Raw genomic sequence first — 19,793 nt, 5'->3', positions numbered from 1 at the left:
ATAATCCCACTCAAGACCCGACGGTCGTCAACGCGAGGCTTCCCGTGGGACTTTGGGAAGAAGGGTTTCAGACGGGCCATCTGCTCGTCGCTCAGCCAGAAAAGGTCAGACATGTTCACCGCTCGTTTTGAGCACCGTGAATCACGCGGCCAAACGGAAATCAATGGGTCCTGAGCCTAAAGCAACCATGTCGCGAGTCGGGTTGTACTTGCAAATTTTTGCAAATCCTTTGCGCTTCTGCTTCGACGCGACGGAGGTGCCGCAGACACCCTCCGGCTTGCTCCTTCGGCGCATTTCCGCTAGGGGCGGGGCAGCGAACACTCCTCCTCCCGAGCACAGGTACCCCGAATGAGACGCGCAGCCATGGCTTTGCTGGCCAAGCAGATTTCCCCGCCCAACCTCTCCATCATGCAGGACGAGGGCTTTACCGCGGCCCGTGTGCGCACCGAATTGCTATCCGGCCTCACGGTCGCGCTGGCGCTGGTGCCGGAGGCGGTGGCCTTTGCCTTTGTCGCCGGGGTGCACCCGCTGGTCGGGCTGTACGCGGCCTTCCTCGTGGGGCTGATCACCGCGGTGTTCGGCGGCCGGCCCGGGATGATTTCGGGCGCGACCGGGGCGCTGGCCGTGGTGATGGTGGCGCTTGTGGCGCAGCACGGGGTCGAGTACCTGTTTGCCACCGTGGTGCTGATGGGCATCCTGCAGGTGATCGCGGGCGTGATGCATTGGGGCAAGTTCATCCGCCTGGTGCCGCATCCGGTGATGCTGGGGTTCGTGAACGGGCTCGCGATCGTGATCTTCCTTGCCCAGCTCACCCAGTTCAAGGTGCCGGGCTCGGGCGGGGCGGAATGGCTGCAGGGCGGCTCGATGCTGCTGATGCTGGGGCTGGTGGCGCTGACCATGGTGATCATCTGGGGCATGCCGAAGATCACATCGGCGATCCCGGCGCCGCTCGCAGGGATCGGCATCGTTGCGGTGCTGGTGATCGGGCTGGGGCTGGATGTGCCGCGGGTTGGCGACATGGCCTCGATCGAGGGCGGGCTGCCGGCCTTCCACATCCCGCTGGTGCCGCTCAACTGGGAGACCTTCCAGATCATCCTGCCCTATGCAGTGATCCTGGCTGCGATTGGGCTGATCGAGAGCCTGCTGACCCTGAACCTGGTGGGCGAGATCACCGGCAAGCGCGGCGGCGCCAGCCAAGAATGCATCGCGCAGGGTGCGGCCAATGTGGTGACCGGCTTCTTCGGCGGCATGGGGGGCTGCGCGATGATCGGGCAGTCGATGATCAACGTGAAATCGGGCGGCCGGACACGGATCGCGGGCATTGCGGCGGCGCTGTTCCTCTTGCTCTTCATCGTCGCCGCTTCGCCGCTGATCGAGCAGATCCCGCTCGCGGCCCTGGTGGGGGTGATGTTCATGGTGGTGATCGGCACCTTCGCCTGGAACTCGCTCAAGATCATGACCAAGGTGCCGCCGATGGACGCCTTCGTGATCGTGCTGGTGACCGTGGTCACGGTGATGACCGACCTCGCGATTGCGGTGGTCGTCGGCGTCATCGTCTCGGCGCTCGCTTATGCCTGGAACAACGCCCGCCGCATTCACGCGACCACGCGGGAGTCGGCCACCGACAAGGGCGCCAAGGTCTATGAGATCGAAGGCCCGCTGTTCTTCGGCTCCACCGACGGCTTCATCGAGCTGTTCGACGTGGCAGGCGACCCGGAGCGGGTGATCGTGGATTTCGCGCGCAGCCGGGTGGTGGATCAGTCGGCGCTGCAGGCGATCGAGGCGCTGGCCGGCAAATACGAGGCCGCGGGCAAGGCGCTGATGCTGCGCCACCTGAGCCGCGATTGCCACCAACTGTTGACCAAGGCGGGGCATCTGATGGTCGATAGTGATGACGACCCGGAGTATGAAGTTGCGGTGGACTACTCTGTCAAGACCGGGATTCTCGGCGGCCACTGAGCCGGGACGAGAAGATGAGGAGGCCCGCGGATCTGGCGATCTGCGGGTTTTCTTATGGGAAACCGGAACGGGGAAGGGGGCTCGGGCTCACCAGACCAGCAAATGCTGGCCCGCATCCGCCATCCGCTGATCCGTGCCTGCCGCCCGGCCCGCCCCGCGCCAAGGCAAATAGCCGACTCCACGCCGCGGCGGGGCTCCTCGGCGATTTGCCTTGTCCCGGCGCTGCCCGCGCGGCCGTCCGGTCTCAGGCGGCGGCGGCTCCGGACCAGCAAGGGCTCCTCCGCGCCGGGCTCAGTCGGGGGCGAGGGTTTCCAGCATGTCGAGGTCGCCGGACAGCAGCGCCGGTTCGGCGCGGGCGATCAGTTCGGGCGGCCAGTCCCACCACTTGAGCGCCAGCAGCCGGGCGATCTGCGGTTTCGAAAAGCGGAAGCTGTGCGCCGTGCCGGGGTTGCCGGTGACGATGGCAAAGGGCGGCACCGTGCCGCGCACCACGGCGCCTGCGCCGATGATGGCGCCGTCGCCGATCCGCGCGCCGGGCAGGATCAGCGCGCCGTAGCCGATCCAGACGTCGTTGCCCACCACGGTATCGCGGGTGTCGGGCTGGAAGCCCGCCAGCTGGCCCGGGTCGAACACCGGGAAGGGGTAGCAGCTCAGCCCCTCCTGCGCGTGGTTCGCCGAAGCGGTGATGAAGCGCACCCCGTCGGCGATCTGACAGAAGCGGCCGATCACCAGCCGCTCCCGCGCGCCGGGGAAGAGATAAGGCGCAAGGTGCTGCGCCCAATCCTGCGGCGGGTCGAAATCCGAGGCGTAGCTGTAGGCGCCAACCTGGAAATTGGGATGGTCCAGCACTTCGGATAGCATCACGGTGCCCGCGTGCGGCGTGCCGTCCGGCAGGATCACCGGGTTTTTCAGGGAGGGATCGGGCAGCGGCATCGCGGGGCCTCAGTCGCCGGGACGGGCGAGCGGGAACAGCTCGCGCACGACCGAGTAGTCACGGTAGCCGAGCCGCGCCAGCGGCTGGAATGTAGTGACGTCGAACTGGCCGTCTTTCAGGCACTCGTCGCGCATGTGCACGCCGGTGACTTCACCAAAAACCACGCGGTTGGCCTCGCCCGGCAGGGTCACGACCTGGGTCAGCCGGCATTCCAGCGCCGCCGGAGCAGTGGCAACACGGGCGCAGGCGATGGTTTCGCACTCGACCGGCTCGAGCCCCGCGTGCAGAAACTCGTCCGTCTCCTTAGCCAGCGGGCCGGAGGTTGCGTTCATTGCATCGCGCAGGGCATAGGACACCACGTTGACGCAGAACACGCCGGTTTCCTCGATGTTGGCGACGCTGTCCTTGGTGCCCGGCTGGTCCGGTTTGGCGCTGGTGGAGGCGAACATCACCTGCGGCGGCGTGTAGGCAACCGCGTTGAAGAAGGAATAGGGCGCGAGGTTGTTGATGCCCGCGGCTGAGCGGGTCGAGATCCAGCCGATCGGACGCGGTGTGACTATGGCATTGAACGGGTTGTGGGTCAGGCCGTGGCCGTCCTCGGGGCGGTAGAACATCTGCGTCTCCATGTTATTGTTCATATGTTTGCCCAAGGCTTACGCGCGTGCTAGGGCGAATGCCAGCCTGCAGGGGATATTGCGGAGGCGGGGCGGCGTGATCGAATTGACAGCGGAACGGCCGGACGACCGGTGGGAAGTCGAGGCGCTTTACGACCTGTGCTTCGCGCCGGGCCGCGAGGCCTTGTCGTCCTACCGGCTGCGCGAGGGCGTGCCGCCGGTGGCGGGGCTGAGCCAGGTTGCGCGCGACAGCGACGGCATCCTGGCGGCGGCGATCCGCTACTGGCCGGTGATGGCGGGGGGCGCTGCGGCGCTGCTGCTGGGCCCGGTGGCGGTGCATCCGACCCGCCAGGGCGAGGGGCTGGGCGGGTCTTTGATTCGCGACAGCCTCGCCAAGGCGGAGGAGACCGGCTGGGCGCGGGTGCTCTTGGTGGGCGATGCGCCCTATTACCGCCGCTTTGGCTTTTTCCGGCTGGAGGGCGTGGCGATGCCGCCGCCGACCAACCCGGATCGGGTGCTGGGGCTGGAGCTGCAGGCCGGCGCCTGGGGTGGCGTGACCGGTCCGGTCACGCGCTGGGACGGCGCATCCCGCAAATGCGGCCCTTGAAATGCCGCGCAGGCCTGCCAATCTGCTGAGAACGGCAAAGGAGGCGGCCCGTGACGGATATCCTGCCCAAGACACGCGTTCTGACAGCGCAACAGGTGGAGGCGGAACTTGACGCCCTGGCGCAGCGCTACCGCGCTGCGGGCGGCAAGGGCGTGGCGCTTCTGAACCGGCTTGGCAGCAGCGGCGAAACGCTGCTGGAGCGGCTGCCCGCGCCGGTGCGCGCAGGCCTGACCGAGGCGGCCGGGGCCGGGCTGCGGCTGGCGCTTTTCGGGGCCGGGCAGTCGCGCCGCCTGGTGCCGGATCAGAACCCGGGCCTGGACCGGCTGGTGAGCGCCGCAATGGGCGCTGCGGGCGGCGCCGCGGGCCTGCCCGGCGCGCTGGTGGAACTGCCTGCCACCACCGCCTTCCTGCTCCGCGGCATCCAGGGCGCGGCGGCGGCCGAGGGCTTCGACCCGGAGGCCGAGAGCGTGAAGTTCGACTGCATCCAGGTGTTTTCGGCCGCAGGCCCCCTCGGCCATGACGATGGCGCCGACTTGGGCTTTACGGCGCTCAGGCTGAGCCTGCCGGGCAGCATCCACAAGCTGATCGCCCGGGTGGCGCCGCGGCTGGGGCTGGTGCTGGGCCAGAAGCTGGCGGCACAGGCGGTGCCGGTGGCGGGCGCCTTTGCGGGCGCTGCGGTGAACTACGTCTTTGCGGGCTATTACCGCGAAATGGCGCATGTGCATTTCGGCCTGCGCCGCCTGGCAGTGGAGGCCGATACCGCGCCGGAGGAGCTGGTGCAGAAGCTGCGGGCGCGGCTGCCCGGCTGAGCGGCTTGCGGCTTTTGCGGCGCAGGCCGGGTGAGCCGCATGCGCTGGGCCTTGCACTTGGCGGCCCAGCGTATTTAATCGCCTGCGTCTGCTGGAAGGGAAGCGATGATACACTACAGCCTCAGATGCGCCGAAGGGCACAGCTTCGACAGCTGGTTCCAGTCGGCCGCGGCTTTCGACAAGCTGGCAGCGGCGGGGCTGGTGGCCTGTGCAGTCTGCGGCAGCGGCCAGGTGGAAAAGGCGCTGATGGCGCCGCGCGTGCGCCCGGCCCGCTCCGCCGCCGCGGCGGGCCCCGGAGAGGTGGCAGCGAAGGCGCAGCAGGGCCAGGCTGCTGATCACGCCCCTCAGCAGCCCCCCGCGGGGCAGCCGCCGCGCGGCAGTGAGGCTCCGGGCCGCGGCCTGCTGAGCCGGCCAACGGGCGCGCTGGAGACGGCGATTGCCGAGCTGCGCCGCAAGGTGGAGGCCAATTCCGACTACGTGGGCAAGGATTTCGCCAGCGAAGCGCGCGCCATGCATCTGGGCGAGGCGCCGGAGCGCGCGATCCACGGCGAGGCCCGCCCGGACGAAGCCCGCGCCCTGATCGAGGAGGGCGTGCCGGTACTGCCGCTGCCCTTCAAGCCCGGCCGCAAGAGCAATTGAAAGGCGCCAGCGCATGCATGTGATCGTGACAGGAGCCAGCCGCGGCATCGGCAGGGAGCTGGCGGTGCAGCTCGCGGCGGCGGGCCATGAAGTGACCGGCACCTCGCGCGACCACTCTTCGGGCGTGCGGCTGGATGTGACCGATCCCGGCCAGCAGGCGCGCTTTGCCGCGCAGCTGAAGGGCCGGCCGGTGGATCTTCTGGTCTGCAATGCCGGGGTCTATCTCGACAAGGCGATGGCGCTGGAGGATTACACCGCCGAGGTCTGGGCCAAGACCCTGGCGGCCAATGTGACCGGCGTGTTCCTGACCGTGCAGGCGCTGTTGCCGAACCTGCGGCTGGCCACGGAGCCGCGGATTGCGATCATCTCCTCGCAGATGGCCAGCCAGGCGCTGGCGCCGGGCGGCAGCTATGCTTATCGCGCCTCCAAGGCGGCGGCGCTCAACATCGGGCGCAACCTGGCCACGGATCTGAAGCCCGAGGGCATCGCGGTGGGGATTTACCACCCCGGCTGGGTGCGCACCGGCATGGGCGGCGATGACGGAGACATTCCGGTGGCAGAATCGGCATCCGGGCTGATGCACGAGTTCGACATGCTGTCGCTCGACACCACCGGCTGTTTTCACACCTGGGACGGGCGCATCCACCCTTTCTGAACGCGTTTTTCTGAGGCTTGCGCGGCGGCAGGGGCGCCCTTCCGCGCCCGCGCAAGCCTGGCTGCGCCAGACCTGCTGGCGGCCTTGGGCCGCGCGCCGCGCCAGCGCGGCGCGGGCGCTTGTGGCGGCGGGATGGCGGCATGAAGCCGGGGCTGGGCGTGGCGCGGCCGGGGCAGGGGCGTTGCGGGCGCTGCGCCGGATGACCGGGGGCAGGCGGAGCCCGCGCCGTCGCATGGTGCCGGCTGCCAGCGCGCGGGCCGCGGCCTCATAAAGAAACGCAGGCGGCTGGCAGGGGCGGCGCCCGGGAACGTTTGCTGCCCTGCCGCGCCAGCAACTCAAGGGGTGCCTCCTCCGGTCCCGCGTGCCAGGCGGCCTTCCCGGTTCGCGCCGCCTGATGCAAGGGATTTTGTCCAGAGTGCGCAAGCGCGGCCAGTCCGGGCCGGAAGGCGTGCCGCCATCGGACTGCCGCCACTGGGGCGCTGCATTCCGGAAGGGCCGGCAGGCTGGTCTGCGGCGCCGCTGGCACCCCGCGCCACCGCAGGACGCCCAACGGTCACAGGGACCGGCAGGGCCTGAAGCCGGGCAGGAGCGGTTGCCTTTCGCAGGCGTTTGCCAGCCCGGCTTTGCGTCGTGCGGGGGGATGTGAAAAGACCGGCGCGGGGCGCCGGCCTGATCTGGCTTGGAAGGAGCGGCCGCGCTTGGCAGGGCGCCGGGTTCAATCCCAGCAGCTGACCAGCACGGTCATGCCGGTGGCGTGGCGCAGCATTGCCTCGTTGGGGAGCTTGGCCTGGCCGGTGGCCTCGGCAGCCGCGATCCCGGCTTCGGAGAGCGCCGCCCGCAGCGCCGCGGCGCCGGCGGCGAAATGCACGTCCTCGGGCAGCTGGCGGCTGCCTTCGGGGCGCGGCAGCAGCATGCCGACCACCGCGCCCGTGCCATCCAGCACCGGGCCGCCGGCATCGCCGGGCTGGGCGGGCAGCGCAAGGCGGGACTGGCCTGCGGCCCCGTCCAGCCCCTCGAGAGCGGCCACGTCGCCCCAGGTCAGGCTCGGCGCGCCCAGGACGCCTTGGTAGGAGAAACCGGCAACCGCGATCTGCGACTGCAGCCGCGGCGCGGAGGCGCCGAAACCGGCGACGGCGGGCGGCGCCAGCGGCTCGGCCGGGCGCAGCACGGCAATGCCCGCAGCGGCGCTGTCAAACGCCACCCCGGCCGCGTAGCCGTGGTCCAGCGTCACCCGCCCGCAGCCCGCCACCGCGTCGGAGGTGGTCAGCACGCTGCCGCTTTCATCCACGAAGAAGCCCGAGCGCGACAGCCGCGGCTTGCGCACGTCCAGCCCTGCGACCAGGTCGATGTCCTGGCGGGGGCCGGCGCCGGCGCCCGGGTCCAGCACGCCATCGAGCCGGGTGAAGCTGTCCTGCATCGCGGCCAGCACCCGGGTGCGGCGGTCCTCGTCGCCGGCGGGCCAGACCAGGGTGAAGCCCTTGATCTCGCCATCCTTGAGGCTTGCCTCGGTATAGGAGACGATCTCATCGTTGCGGCCCTCGATGGTGAAGCTGCCGGAACCGCGCTGGCGCGGGCCTTCGAGCGGCACGATCCTGAGCGACTGCATGATGTCGTATAGCCCGTGCAGAGTGCGCCGGCTGCCGGGCTGGCTGATCAGCAGCACCTGCGCGCCCAGACCGCCGCTGCTGGCGTAACGGGCAAAGGGCGACTCGTAACGCTCGAAGGCGACCTCATCGGCGGGGATCTGCAACGCGATGCCTGCCTTCAGGTCTTCGACCCGGGCCATGCCGACAGAATTGAGCGGTGCGTTGTATTCCGCCATGAGCGCCTGGCGCTGCGCCGTGGTAAGCACGCCGGTGGGCTCATAGCCCCTGGCCGCCTGCCAGCCGCGCATCGAGGCGCGGGTGCCGCGGCCGAAGGCGCCGTCGATGGCAGAATCGTAAAAGCCCGCGGCCTTCAGCGCGACCTGCAGCTGCATGCGCGCCTCCCGGCTTAGGCGGGCTTCGCCGCGCCGGGCCTCGGCCGGGCTTTCGCCGGGCAGCGCGTTGAGCGCGGTTTCCAGTTCAGTCCGGTCAGCGGCAGGCTGCTGCGGCGCGGGCGGTTCCGGCTGCGGCTCCGCGGCTGCTTGCGGGGCAGGCTCCGGGCTGGTGCCGGTGTCCGCGGCCACCGGGTAGAACTGGCCGCGCAGGTTGCGCGGGAAGGCGATGAAACTGTCGCGCGGGATCTGGTTCTCGGCGCGGTAGACCTGCAGCACGCGCTCGGCGTCGCTGCGGGCATAGGGGCCGATCAGCACCCCGTACCAGCCGCCGCCGAGGGCAAACCCGGCCACATCCGGCAGCTTGGCCGCGAACCTCCGGGCCTCGGCTTCGGCCTCGCGCAGGGTCGGGCGGGCGGCGATCTGGATCCAGACGCCCGCGCCGCTGCCTTGCGCTGCGGCAGGGGAGGAGACGGCCAGGGTGACGCCCATCGCCAGCGCGATCAGCGGCAGCAGCAGGGTGGTAAACAGATTTTTCATTAAAGGACCTCACTCCCGGACAGCTCTTGTGGTTGCGGCGCGAGGTTAAGCATGTTGCGGCGGGGAAGGAAACGCCCTTCACCGCGCGCCAGAGGGGGAATTTTGCAGCTGCGGCGCCCGGGCCGCAGTGGCGCGATGACCTCCGCCGGGCGGCGGTTTCCCCGCGCCGCACCCGCCCCGCCGCGCAGAGGGCGTTGACCCTGCCCGGAGCCTTGCATAGGAAGATGCCCGCATATGCTGCCGGTGTGCGCCGCCCTTGGGACGGCCCGCAACCGATGCCCGTAAACGCTGCCCCAAGAGGGATGAGATATGACCCAGACCAATGGCGCGCCGCGCTCCTTCCAAGAGATTATCCTGAGGCTTCAGAGCTATTGGGCATCCAAGGGCTGCGCGGTGATGCAGCCCTACGACATGGAAGTGGGGGCGGGCACCTTCCATCCCGCAACCACGCTGAGGGCGCTGGGCAGCAAGCCCTGGGCCGCGGCCTATGTGCAGCCCTCGCGCCGGCCCACCGACGGGCGCTATGGCGAGAACCCCAACCGTCTGCAGCATTATTACCAGTACCAGGTGCTGATCAAGCCGAGCCCGCCCAACCTGCAGGAGCTGTACCTAGGCTCGCTGGAAGCGATCGGCATCGACATGGAAATGCACGACATCCGCTTTGTCGAGGACGACTGGGAAAGCCCGACGCTAGGCGCCTGGGGGCTGGGCTGGGAAGTCTGGTGCGACGGCATGGAAGTCAGCCAGTTCACCTATTTCCAGCAGGTCGGCGGCCATGACTGCCACCCTGTGTCGGGTGAACTGACCTACGGGCTGGAGCGTCTGGCGATGTACGTGCTGGGCGCCGACCACGTGATGGAGATGCCCTTCAACGACCCGGACGCGCCGATCCCGATGACCTATGGCGACGTCTTCAAGCAGACCGAGGAAGAATACGCACGCTGGAACTTCGACGTGGCGAACACCGAGGTGCTGCTCAGGCACTTCGAGGAAGCCGAGGCCGAGTGTGCCGTGATCCTGGCACAGGAGCACGAGGACCCGAAGACCGGCAAGCGCATCATCATGGCGCATCCCGCCTATGACCAGTGCATCAAGGCCAGCCACATCTTCAACCTGCTCGATGCCCGCGGGGTGATCTCGGTCACCGAGCGGCAGGCCTACATCGGCCGAGTCCGCGCGCTTGCCAAGCAATGCGCCGATGCCTTCGTGCAGACCGATGCGGGCGGCCACACCGCCGCGGCAGGCGCCTGAGCGGGGGAGAGGCGGCATGGGCAAGTTTCTCGCGCTCGTCCTGGTGCTCTCCGGCCTCGCGGCCGGGGCGGCGATGTATTACCTGCAGGTCTACGGCTACTACGAAGACGTGGCGGCGCAGCCCGGCCAGGACGTGCGCCTGGTGCCGCTGGATGGCGGCGCGCCGCGGCCCATCGCCTACACCAGCTTCGAGGCGATCGACGCCGGCAGCTCGCCGATCCGCTACCGCGCTTGTTTCCTGACCGCGCTGAAGCCCGATCAGCTGGCGCAGGTCTTCACGCTGTCGGACAAGGTGGAGCCGCGCAACGCGCCCGGCTGGTTCGACTGTTTCGACGCCGAAGCAATCGCCGCCAAGCTCGCCGACGGCTCCGCCAGGACGTTCCTTTCGGAAAAGAACATCTCCTATGGCGTCGACCGCATCGCCGCCATCACCAACGACGGCCGCGGCTATGTCTGGCACGAGCTGAACAACTGCGGCAAGAAAGCCTATGACGGCACCGTGGTGGGCGAGGAATGCCCGCCCCGTCCGGAAAGCGGCGGGGACGGATGACGCCCGCGCTCCATGCCGCCTGTTTCGAATTTCCCGCCGCGGCATCCGTCCGCGGCCCCCGCTTGAGGACCCCCGATGCCCGATCTGCTGATTGAACTCTTCTCCGAGGAAATCCCCGCCCGCATGCAGGCGCGCGCGGCCGAAGACCTGAAGAAACGCATCACCGGCGGCCTGGTGGAGGCGGGGCTGACCTATGCCGGCGCCCACGCGCTGGCAGGCCCCCGGCGGCTGACGCTGGCGGTCGAGGGCCTCTTGGCCGAAAGCCCCACCATCCGCGAGGAGCGCAAGGGCCCCAAGGTGGGCGCGCCCGACAAGGCCATCGAAGGCTTCCTGCGCGGCGCCGGGCTCACCCGCGATCAGCTGGAAGAGCGCGAGACGCCGAAGGGCGCGGTCTATTTCGCGATGATCGAGAAACCGGGCCGCCCGGCCGCGGAAATCATTGCCGAGGTGCTCGAAGACACCATCCGCAACTTCCCCTGGCCCAAATCCATGCGCTGGGGGGGCGGGACCTTGCGCTGGGTGCGGCCGCTGCATGCGATCCTCTGCATCCTCTCGGACGAGAACGGCGCTTCGGTCGTGGACATGGAAGTGGACGGCATCAAGGCAGGCAACACCACCCGCGGCCACCGCTTCATGGCGCCGGACGAGATCTCCGTAACCGGCTTTGACGATTACGCCGCCAAGCTGAAGCGCGCCAACGTGCTGCTGGACCCGGCCGAGCGCCAGGCCGCGATCTGGCAGGAGGCGACCAACCAGGCCTTCGCGAGCGGGCTGGAAGTGGTCGAGGACAAGGGCCTGCTGGCCGAGGTCGCGGGGCTCACCGAATGGCCGGTGGTGCTGATGGGCACCATCGATGACGAATTCCTCGGCCTGCCGCCGGAGGTGCTGCAGACCTCGATGAAGGAGCACCAGAAGTTCTTCTCGGTGAAGAACCCCAAGACCGGCCGCATCGAGGGCTTCATCACCGTCGCCAACCGGGAGACCGCGGACGATGGCGCGACGATCCTCGCAGGCAACCAGAAGGTGCTGAGCGCGCGTCTGGCCGACGCCAAGTTCTTCTGGGAGAACGATCTGCGCACCGCCAAGTCCGACACCGGCATGGCGGCCTGGGTCGAGCACCTCGGCAACGTCACCTTCCACAACAAGCTCGGCACCCAGGCCGAACGCATCGCCCGCATCGCCGCACTCGCCCGCGAAATCGCGCCCATCGCCGGCGCGGACGCGGATCTGGCGGAGCAGGCGGCAAAGGTCGCGAAGGCCGACCTCTCGTCGGAAATGGTCTATGAATTCCCCGAGTTGCAGGGGCTGATGGGCCGCTACTACGCGCAAGCTGCGGGCCTGCCGCAGGAAGTCGCCAACGCCTGCGAACAGCACTACTCGCCGCTCGGCCCCTCGGACGATGTGCCGTCGGAGAAGGTTTCGGTTGCGGTGGCTCTTGCCGACAAGCTGGACACGCTCACCGGCTTCTGGGCGATTGACGAAAAGCCCACCGGCTCCAAGGACCCCTTCGCTCTGCGCCGCGCCGCACTTGGGGTGATCCGGCTGGTGCTGGAGAATAATGTGCGCGGGAGTATGCTGCAGCTCTTTGATCGTGCTCTGCGGCGGGTAAAAGAAGCTACTTCACCAAATCGTGACGACCTTTCTTTGAAAGAACTTGATGATCGTGTTGCGATTGTTAGCTTGATGGATTTCTTCCACGACCGCCTGAAGGTCTTCCTGCGCGATCAGGGCATCCGCCATGACGTGATCGACGCCTGCATCGCGATGCCGGGCAGCGACGACCTGACGCTGCTGGTCAAACGCGCCCGCGCGCTGGAGGACTTCCTGAAGACCGAAGACGGCGAAAACCTCCTTCTAGGCTTCAAGCGCGCCAACAACATCCTCACCCAGGCCGAGGAGAAGGACGGCGTGGAATATTCCTTCGGCGCCGACCGCAAGTTTGCCGAGGACGACACGGAAACCGCGCTGTTCGACGCGCTGGAGACCGGCCGGGGAGCGATCTCTTCCGCCATCGAGGCGGAAGATTTCGCGGCCGCCATGGGCGGCATGGCGGCGCTGCGCGCCCCCTTGGACGCCTTCTTCGAAGCGGTGCAGGTGAACTCCGATAACGCGGTTCTGCGCCGCAACCGGCTGAACCTCCTGAGCCAGATCCGCCAAACCTGCGGCCAGGCCGCCGACCTTTCCCGGGTCGAGGGCTGACCCGCCCGGCGCCACGTTCTGACCGCGAAATACCCCCGCCGGAGGCACCGGCCTTTCCCCCGGAAAGGCCGGTTTTTTCTTTCCCGCAGGCCACTTGAGCCGCAACTTCCGCGACAAGATGCTTGCGCCGCTGTAACATCGGCTTATTCTGCCGGGGCAAAGAAAGGACGCTGCAGTGCAGAAAGACTTTGGACCGATCCCGCCCGCCGCGCTGATTACCGCCACCGCGCCGATTACCAACGCGAGCCACGGCGGGCGCGCAAAATGCCTGCAGCGGCTGGTGCGGCTGGAGATGCCGGTGCCGCGCACCGTGGCCCTGTCCTTCGACGCGGTGCATGGGATCGCCGAGGGCAGGATGCCCGGCCTCGCCTCCGTGCTGGGCGAGTTCACCCCCGATGCGCTGCTTTGTGTGCGGCCGTCCTCGGAAGACCCGGACTGGGGCGGGCCGGGGGCGGTCCTCAACATCGGCATGAACGATGCCCGCTACGTCGAGCTCTGCGACAGCCTGGGCCGGGACGCGGCGGCGGCGCTCTATCTGCGCTTCGTGCAGGCCTACGCCGTGCATGTGGCGCGGCTCGACCCGGATGTCTTCGACGACGTCGAGGACGGCGGCCCGGAGGCGCTGAGCGAGATCCTGCACGCCTATGAGGCCGAAACCGACGAGCCCTTCCCGCAGGACCCCGAAGAGCAGCTGGCCGAGGTGCTGCGCTCGATGGCGCGAGCCTGGGAGGGCACCTCGGCGCGGCTCCTGCGCCAGGCCAAGGGGGCGCCTGCCGATGCCGGTCTCGGCCTCGTGGTGCAGGAGATGATCCCCGGCGTCGGCCAGGGCGAATGCGGCTCGGGCGTGCTGCAGCTGGTGAACTCCACCACCGGCGAGCCGCAGCTCACCGGGCGCTACCTGAGCCAGAGCCAGGGCCGCGATGCGCTGGGCGCGAACACCGGCGCGCTGTTTCTGGAAAAGGACCCGCGCGGCCCCTCGCTGGAGGACTGCGCCCCGCAGGCCTTTGCCGATCTCAAGACCCACGCCGCCCTGATGCGCCAGCGCCTGCGCGAGGAGATGCAGGTCGAATTCGTGGTCGAGAACGGCCGCGTGCATATCCTCGACGGGGTGCGCGTCACGCGCTCGGCGCAGGCGGCGGTGCGCATCGCGGTGGCCCTGGCCGAGGATGGCATCATCCCGCGCCAGGAAGCGGTGATGCGGGTCGATGCCCATATCCTGAATGAGCTTCTGCACCGCCAGGTCGCCCCCGGCGCCAAGCGCGACGTGATCGGCCGCGGCATCGCCGCCAGCCCGGGTGCCGCCACCGGGCGGCTGGTCTTCACCGCCGCCGAGGCCCAGGCCAGTGCCGCGCGCGGCGAGCCTTGCATTCTGGTGCGGCGGGAAACCTCGCCCGAGGACGTGCGCGGCATGCACGCGGCGGCCGGGGTGCTGACCGAGCGCGGCGGCATCACCAGCCACGCCGCGGTGATCGGCCGCGGCCTGGGCCTGCCCTGCATCGTCGGCGCCACCAACCTGAAGTTCCACAGCAAGCGGCGGATGCTGGTTGCCCCGGGCGAGCGGGTCTTCAAGCGCGGCGACATCATTACCATCGACGGCAGCAGCGGCGAGGTGCTGGCGGGCGAGCCGGAGATGCTGGAGGCCGCACAGGACGGCGCGGTGCAGACGCTTTTGACCTGGGCCGATGAAGCCCGCGACATCGGCATCCGCGCCAATGCCGACACCCCCGAGGATGCCGAGACCGCGCGCACCTTCAACGCCGAGGGCATCGGGCTCTGCCGCACCGAGCACATGTTCTTCGATCCCGGCCGCCTGACGGTGATGCGGGAGATGATCTTTGCCGAGACCTCGGAGGGCCGGGCGGCGGTGCTGGCGCGGCTCTTGCCGATGCAGCGCGCCGACTTCCACGCGCTGTTCCGCATCATGGAAGGGCTGCCGGTCTGCATCCGCCTCTTCGATCCGCCGCTGCACGAGTTCCTGCCGACCTCCACCAGCGGCCAGCGCGAGCTGTCCGAGGCGCTGGGCATCCCTGTGAGCGACGTGACCCGCCGGGTCGAGGAGATGGCGGAATACAACCCCATGCTGGGCCTGCGCGGCGTGCGGCTGGGGGTGACAGTGCCTGAAATCTACGACATGCAGGCGCGCGCCATCTTCGAGGCCACGCTGGACGCCTCGCAGGAGGGCGACCCGGTGGTGCCGGAGATCATGATCCCGCTGGTGTCGGCGAAACGCGAGGTGGAGCTGGTCAAGTCCCGCATCGACGCGGTGGCGGCAGCGGTGAAATACGAGCGCGGCTGCAGCTTCACCTACCGGCTGGGGGTGATGGTCGAAACCCCCCGGGCGGCGCTGAGGGCAGGGGAGATCTCGCCCCATACCGCCTTTCTCAGCTTCGGCACCAACGACCTCACCCAGATGACCTACGGCATGTCGCGCGACGATGCCGGGCGGTTCATGTCGGTCTATGTGAACCAGGGCGTCTTCCCGGAGGATCCCTTCCACGTGCTCGACACCGACGGGGTGGGGGAGCTGCTGAAACTGGGGGTGCAGCGCGGCCGGGCCGAGAACGGCGATATCACTTTGTCGATCTGCGGCGAGCACGGCGGCAACCCCGAATCGATAGCATTCTGCCGTGATGCGGGCTTTGACTACGTGTCCTGCTCACCGTTCCGGGTTCCGGTTGCGCGGTTAGCCGCCGCCCAGCTGGCGATCGCGGAACAAACCGGGCAGGTCGCGCCAACATACGCAAAATATTAAGAAATTAATGGTTTCTGCGGCGCATTCAGTACGCCGCGGAAGCCCGGTTCGGGTCCCGGCGGGCGGGGAGCACGCCCCCGTAACTGGACGCAATGAGCCATTTCCTTTATGGGATGCCCCCGCGTGAGAATGGGGAGGCCGGGCGCAAGCTTTAGGACGAGGGAACCCTGGATGAAATTGTTGACGTTGTTTGCCGTGATGGCCACCTCCATTACGGTCGGTAAGGGTGTTGCTGCCGACACCGGTTTGGACGAGCTGATCCAGCAGGAACAGGCGGGGCTGAATGCGGTCTCATCGCGGAAGATGAACGGCTACTTCAACTTCGGCTCGAAACGCCCGAAAGAGCGTGCGCTGGAAATTGCCTATACAAGGGACTGGCTGGACGCGCGGCCCGCGGCCTCGGGCGGGGCGCAGTTCGAATGCCTGGCCGAAGCGCTCTACTTCGAGGCGCGCGGCGAAACTGTAAAAGGCCAGTTCGCGGTGGCTGAGGTGATCCTGAACCGGGTGAAGAGCGCCCAGTTTCCGAATTCGCTCTGCGGCGTCATCAAGCAGGGCACCGGCCGCAAGTACCAGTGCCAGTTCACCTATACCTGCGACGGCTACAAGGAAGTCATCAACGAGAAGCGCGCCTATCAGCGGGTCTCAAAGGTGGCGCGCGCGATGCTGGACGGGCTCAAGACCGAGCTGACGGCCGGCGCGACCTACTACCACACCACCGCGGTGAAGCCGCGCTGGAGCCGGACTTTCACAAACACCACGCGCATCGGAACGCATCTGTTCTACCGGGACGATCGCTACCGCACTGCGCTCAACGATTGACGGTTCGAATGCGGCGCTTTGGGCGCCGTTTTCTGCCTCTGGCGTGGCGTATGCGGGCCTGTTATGCGGAGGGGCAGACAGTATGGTGGGTGTCCAGAACCTGCCAACCGCCAGCCAAGGTCAAGACCGCCATGCCGACAGAAATCCGACTTGCCTTTGCGCATCCCTCCGAACGCTCCGCCGCCACTGCCGGGCCCGGCCCGCTGGACCGTATTTCCCTGCGCGACCACACCGTCGAGGTCGAGATCGGCGCCTTCCAGGCCGAACGCGGCACCACCCAGCGGATCTGCTTCAACGTGGTGGTCGAGATCGCGCCGCTGCCGAAGGATCTGGACGATGATGTTGACCGCATCCTGTCTTATGACAAGGTCAGCGAAGCCATCGCCTACGAGCTGTCGGCGGAGCGGCTGAACCTCCTGGAAACCCTCGCCGAACGGGTGGCCGAGCGCATACTGCTGGAGCCCCAGGCGGTACGCGCCTTCGTGCGCATCGAGAAGCTGGACCGCGGCCCCGGCGCGCTGGGGGTGGAGATCGTGCGCTCCAAGGACCAGGTGAGCCCGGGCGCGGAAAACGGCGAGCGGCCGCATCCGCGGCTGATGTATCTCTCGAACGAGGCGATCGACAGCGCCTGCCTCGCCGGCTGGATCGACCAGATGGAATGCCGCAAGCGGCCGCTGATCCTCTGCGTCGGCACCCACCCGCTGGCGGTGCCCTCTACCGGCCACAAATGGACCCAGCGCCGCATCGACCTCCTGGCGATCGAGCAGAACGCCTGGCGGCTTGCGGCCAAGGACGACCGCTGCGTCGTGGTCTCCACAAGGACCGAGCTGGACTGGGCGATGAAAAACCGCCAGATCTGCGTCTGGGCACCCTCCAAGATCGTGCTCGACGCGGTCGAAGGCCCCTCGGCGCCGCCGTCGAACTCGATCGCGCTGGCGGCCTGGTTTGCCGCCACCTTCGAAGCCGGCGAAATGGTTGTGATCGGCGGCGAGCTGCCCGATAATCCCGGCGTGCCCCTGCGGGCAATCGACGTGGAGCAATCGCAGCTGTGACATATTACCGGCCACTGGTTCAGCATGGAGAGACCCGCCCCGAAGGCGCCCTGGCGCTGGCGGGCGGGCCTTTGTGGTTTACCCAGGTCGAAGTTCTGAGCCGCGATGCGCCGCCCCGGCGCCAGCCCGCGGGCCTGCTGCCGGAACTGGAGCGGCGGCGGCTGAGCGCGCGCCGCGCCACCATTGCCGGGCTGGACATGACCCAGCCGCAGATCATGGGCATCCTCAACGTCACCCCCGACAGTTTCTCCGACGGCGGCCGCCATGCCGGTGTCGAGGCCGCGCGCGATGCGGCGCTGCGGATGGTGGCCGAAGGCGCCGCCATCATCGACGTGGGCGGCGAGTCCACCCGCCCCGGCGCCGATACGGTGGAGGAGGCGGAGGAAATCGCCCGCACCGCGCCGGTGATCGAAGCGATCCGTGCCGCCAGCAGCGTGCCGGTCTCCATCGATACCCGCAAGGCGACGGTCGGCCTTGAGGCGCTGGAGGCGGGGGCAGACCTGCTCAACGATGTCTCTGGCTTCACCTTCGACGCGGCGCTGGCGCCGCTGGCGGCCCAGGCCAGCGTGCCGGTCTGCGTGATGCATGCCCAGGGCAGCCCCGCCACCATGCAGGACGATCCGCAGTACGATAACGTGCTGCTCGATGTCTACGACCACCTCTCGGCGCAGATCGACAGGCTGGAAGCCACCGGCGTCGTGCGCGAGCAGATCGTGATCGACCCCGGCATCGGCTTCGGCAAGACGCTGGAGCACAACCTCACGCTGTTGCGCAACATCAGCCTGTTCCACGCGCTCGGCTGCCCGGTCCTGCTGGGCGTTTCGCGCAAGGGCTTCATCGGCACGCTCGGCAACGCGCCCAAGGCGGAGGACCGGACCCCCGGCTCCATCGCGGTGGGGCTTGCAGCCGTGTCCCAAGGCGTGCAATTTCTCAGGGTGCATGACGTGGCCGAGACGGTGCAGGCGCTGCGCCTCTGGCAGGCTGTCCGCTGAGGCCCGCAGGCGGCGCGGCCCCTCGCGGGGCATTGCGGCATGCGCGCTGAATCAACTGGACAGGACCGGCTGGACCGGCAGGAACGGGGCACAATGCGTAAACTCTTCGGCACTGATGGCGTGCGCGGCACCGCCAATATTCACCCCATGACCGCGGAAATGGCGCTGCGCATCGGCACCGCCGCCGGGCGCTATTTCCGCCGCGATGGCACCGGCGTGCACCGGGTCGTGATCGGCAAGGACACGCGGCTGTCGGGCTACATGTTCGAAAACGCGCTGACGGCGGGGCTGACCTCCACCGGCATGAACGTGCTGCTCCTGGGCCCGGTGCCGACACCGGCGGTGGGGCTGATGACGCGCTCGATGCGGGCGGATCTGGGTGTGATGATCTCGGCCAGCCACAATCCCTCCGAGGACAATGGCATCAAGTTTTTCGGCCCCGACGGCTTCAAGCTCTCCGATAGCGCCGAGGCCGAGATCGAGGCGCTGGTCGAGGCCGGCGTGGAACCCGCCCAGGCGGACAATATCGGCCGCGCCAAGCGCATCGACGATGCCCGCTTCCGCTATGGCGAGCGGGTGAAAAGCTCGCTGCCGCGCAACCTGCGGCTCAACGGGCTGAAGGTGGTGATCGACTGCGCCAACGGCGCCGCCCACCGCGCCGCGCCCGAGGTCCTGTGGGAGCTGGGCGCCGATGTGATCCCGGTCGGCACCTCGCCGGACGGGCTCAACATCAACCGCGGCTGCGGCTCCACCCAGCCGCAGCATGCGGCGGAGACAGTAGTGGCGCATGGCGCCCACGTCGGCATCTGTCTTGACGGCGACGCCGACCGGGTGATCCTGATCGACGAGACCGGCACGGTTGCCGATGGCGACCAGCTGATGGCGCTCCTGGCGGCGCGCTGGGCCGAGGACGGCCGCCTCACCGGCGGCGCGCTGGTGGCGACAGTGATGTCGAACCTCGGGCTGGAACGTTATCTCAACGGCAAGGGCCTGGGGCTGGAGCGCACCGCGGTGGGCGACCGCTACGTGGTGGAGCGGATGCGCGACGGCGGCTTCAACCTCGGCGGCGAGCAGTCGGGCCACATTGTGATGAGCGACTATGCCACCACCGGCGACGGGCTGATGGCGGGGCTGCAGTTCCTGGCCGAGATGGTGCAGAGCGGCCGCAAGGCCTCGGATCTGGCGCATCAGTTCGACACCGTGCCGCAGCGCTTGCGCAACGTGCGCTATCAGGCCGGTCAGGCGCCGCTGGAGGACGAGCGCGTGCAGGAAGCCATCGCCGCCGCCGAGACCGCGCTGGCGGGGCAGGGACGGCTGCTGATCCGCAAGTCCGGCACCGAGCCGCTGGTGCGGGTGATGGCGGAATGCGAGGACGCAGAGCTGATGACGCTCACCGTGGACAGCGTGGTCGCCGCGCTGGAGGCCGCGGTCGCGGACTGAGGCACG

General features: G+C 68.5%; 16 protein-coding genes and 1 pseudogene. 13 read left to right on the top strand and 4 right to left on the bottom strand.

Features of this window, described 5'->3' with window-relative positions; genetic code table 11:
* Positions 1-113: pseudogene (locus ACOHX0_RS05735) on the bottom strand (IS5/IS1182 family transposase); the annotation flags it as partial.
* 235 nt (positions 114-348) lie between these two features.
* On the opposite strand from ACOHX0_RS05735, the gene ACOHX0_RS05730 reads away from it, so the two are divergent.
* Positions 349-1,959, top strand: a complete 1,611-nt coding sequence (locus tag ACOHX0_RS05730) for a SulP family inorganic anion transporter (protein WP_420675724.1) — start codon at positions 349-351, stop codon at positions 1,957-1,959.
* Positions 1,960-2,250: 291 nt separating this feature from the next.
* Here the strand turns inward: ACOHX0_RS05730 and ACOHX0_RS05725 are convergent, their stop codons facing one another.
* On the bottom strand, positions 2,251-2,892 hold the full coding sequence (locus ACOHX0_RS05725; protein ID WP_420675723.1) for a CatB-related O-acetyltransferase: 642 nt from the start codon (positions 2,890-2,892) through the stop codon (positions 2,251-2,253).
* 9 nt (positions 2,893-2,901) lie between these two features.
* The gene (locus ACOHX0_RS05720) at positions 2,902-3,507 is read right to left on the bottom strand and encodes a flavin reductase family protein (RefSeq protein WP_420675731.1); all 606 of its coding nucleotides are present in this window, start codon (positions 3,505-3,507) and stop codon (positions 2,902-2,904) included.
* 97 nt (positions 3,508-3,604) lie between these two features.
* Here ACOHX0_RS05720 and ACOHX0_RS05715 point away from each other — a divergent pair, with 97 nt between their 5' ends.
* From ACOHX0_RS05715 to ACOHX0_RS05700, 4 genes are all read left to right on the top strand, one after another.
* Complete coding sequence (locus ACOHX0_RS05715; protein ID WP_420675722.1) at positions 3,605-4,114, top strand: GNAT family N-acetyltransferase; 510 nt, start codon at positions 3,605-3,607, stop codon at positions 4,112-4,114.
* 50 nt (positions 4,115-4,164) lie between these two features.
* Entirely contained in the window at positions 4,165-4,923 is a 759-nt protein-coding gene (locus tag ACOHX0_RS05710) for an EcsC family protein (RefSeq protein ID WP_420675721.1), read from the top strand.
* Between the two features lie 105 nt (positions 4,924-5,028).
* A complete protein-coding gene (locus ACOHX0_RS05705; RefSeq protein ID WP_420675720.1) occupies positions 5,029-5,562 on the top strand; it encodes a DUF1178 family protein in 534 nt (177 codons plus the stop codon).
* A gap of 13 nt (positions 5,563-5,575) precedes the next feature.
* The gene (locus ACOHX0_RS05700) at positions 5,576-6,217 is read left to right on the top strand and encodes an SDR family oxidoreductase (RefSeq protein ID WP_420675719.1); all 642 of its coding nucleotides are present in this window, start codon (positions 5,576-5,578) and stop codon (positions 6,215-6,217) included.
* A gap of 715 nt (positions 6,218-6,932) precedes the next feature.
* Here ACOHX0_RS05700 and ACOHX0_RS05695 read toward each other — a convergent pair.
* Entirely contained in the window at positions 6,933-8,732 is a 1,800-nt protein-coding gene (locus ACOHX0_RS05695; protein ID WP_420675718.1) for a serine protease, read from the bottom strand.
* A gap of 309 nt (positions 8,733-9,041) precedes the next feature.
* Here ACOHX0_RS05695 and ACOHX0_RS05690 point away from each other — a divergent pair, with 309 nt between their 5' ends.
* The 8 genes from ACOHX0_RS05690 to glmM all read left to right on the top strand — a co-directional run bounded on the left by ACOHX0_RS05690 (position 9,042) and on the right by glmM (position 19,787).
* Positions 9,042-9,983: a glycine--tRNA ligase subunit alpha gene (locus ACOHX0_RS05690; RefSeq protein ID WP_420675717.1), complete on the top strand. Its 942-nt coding sequence runs from the start codon at positions 9,042-9,044 to the stop codon at positions 9,981-9,983.
* A gap of 16 nt (positions 9,984-9,999) precedes the next feature.
* Positions 10,000-10,533 carry a DUF6446 family protein gene (locus ACOHX0_RS05685; RefSeq protein ID WP_420675716.1) on the top strand — a complete coding sequence of 178 codons (534 nt, stop codon included), beginning with the start codon at positions 10,000-10,002 and terminating at the stop codon, positions 10,531-10,533.
* A gap of 75 nt (positions 10,534-10,608) precedes the next feature.
* Positions 10,609-12,732: a glycine--tRNA ligase subunit beta gene (gene glyS, locus ACOHX0_RS05680; RefSeq protein WP_420675715.1), complete on the top strand. Its 2,124-nt coding sequence runs from the start codon at positions 10,609-10,611 to the stop codon at positions 12,730-12,732.
* 175 nt (positions 12,733-12,907) lie between these two features.
* Positions 12,908-15,484 carry a putative PEP-binding protein gene (locus ACOHX0_RS05675; protein ID WP_420675714.1) on the top strand — a complete coding sequence of 859 codons (2,577 nt, stop codon included), beginning with the start codon at positions 12,908-12,910 and terminating at the stop codon, positions 15,482-15,484.
* Between the two features lie 171 nt (positions 15,485-15,655).
* The gene (locus ACOHX0_RS05670) at positions 15,656-16,303 is read left to right on the top strand and encodes a cell wall hydrolase (protein ID WP_420675713.1); all 648 of its coding nucleotides are present in this window, start codon (positions 15,656-15,658) and stop codon (positions 16,301-16,303) included.
* 131 nt (positions 16,304-16,434) lie between these two features.
* Positions 16,435-17,355, top strand: a complete 921-nt coding sequence (locus ACOHX0_RS05665) for a dihydroneopterin aldolase (protein ID WP_420675712.1) — start codon at positions 16,435-16,437, stop codon at positions 17,353-17,355.
* Positions 17,352-18,347: a dihydropteroate synthase gene (folP, locus tag ACOHX0_RS05660; RefSeq protein ID WP_420675711.1), complete on the top strand. Its 996-nt coding sequence runs from the start codon at positions 17,352-17,354 to the stop codon at positions 18,345-18,347. Before ACOHX0_RS05665 ends, folP begins: the two co-directional genes overlap by 4 nt.
* A gap of 93 nt (positions 18,348-18,440) precedes the next feature.
* Complete coding sequence (gene glmM, locus ACOHX0_RS05655) at positions 18,441-19,787, top strand: phosphoglucosamine mutase (RefSeq protein ID WP_420675710.1); 1,347 nt, start codon at positions 18,441-18,443, stop codon at positions 19,785-19,787.
* Positions 19,788-19,793: the final 6 nt, after the last annotated feature.

The organism is Cribrihabitans pelagius, assembly GCF_048820915.1.
In the GTDB taxonomy this organism is placed as follows: Bacteria; Pseudomonadota; Alphaproteobacteria; order Rhodobacterales; family Rhodobacteraceae; genus Cribrihabitans_A; species Cribrihabitans_A pelagius.
Note: the sequence above shows the minus strand (reverse complement) of the source record. Positions and strands in the feature narration are given on the sequence as shown.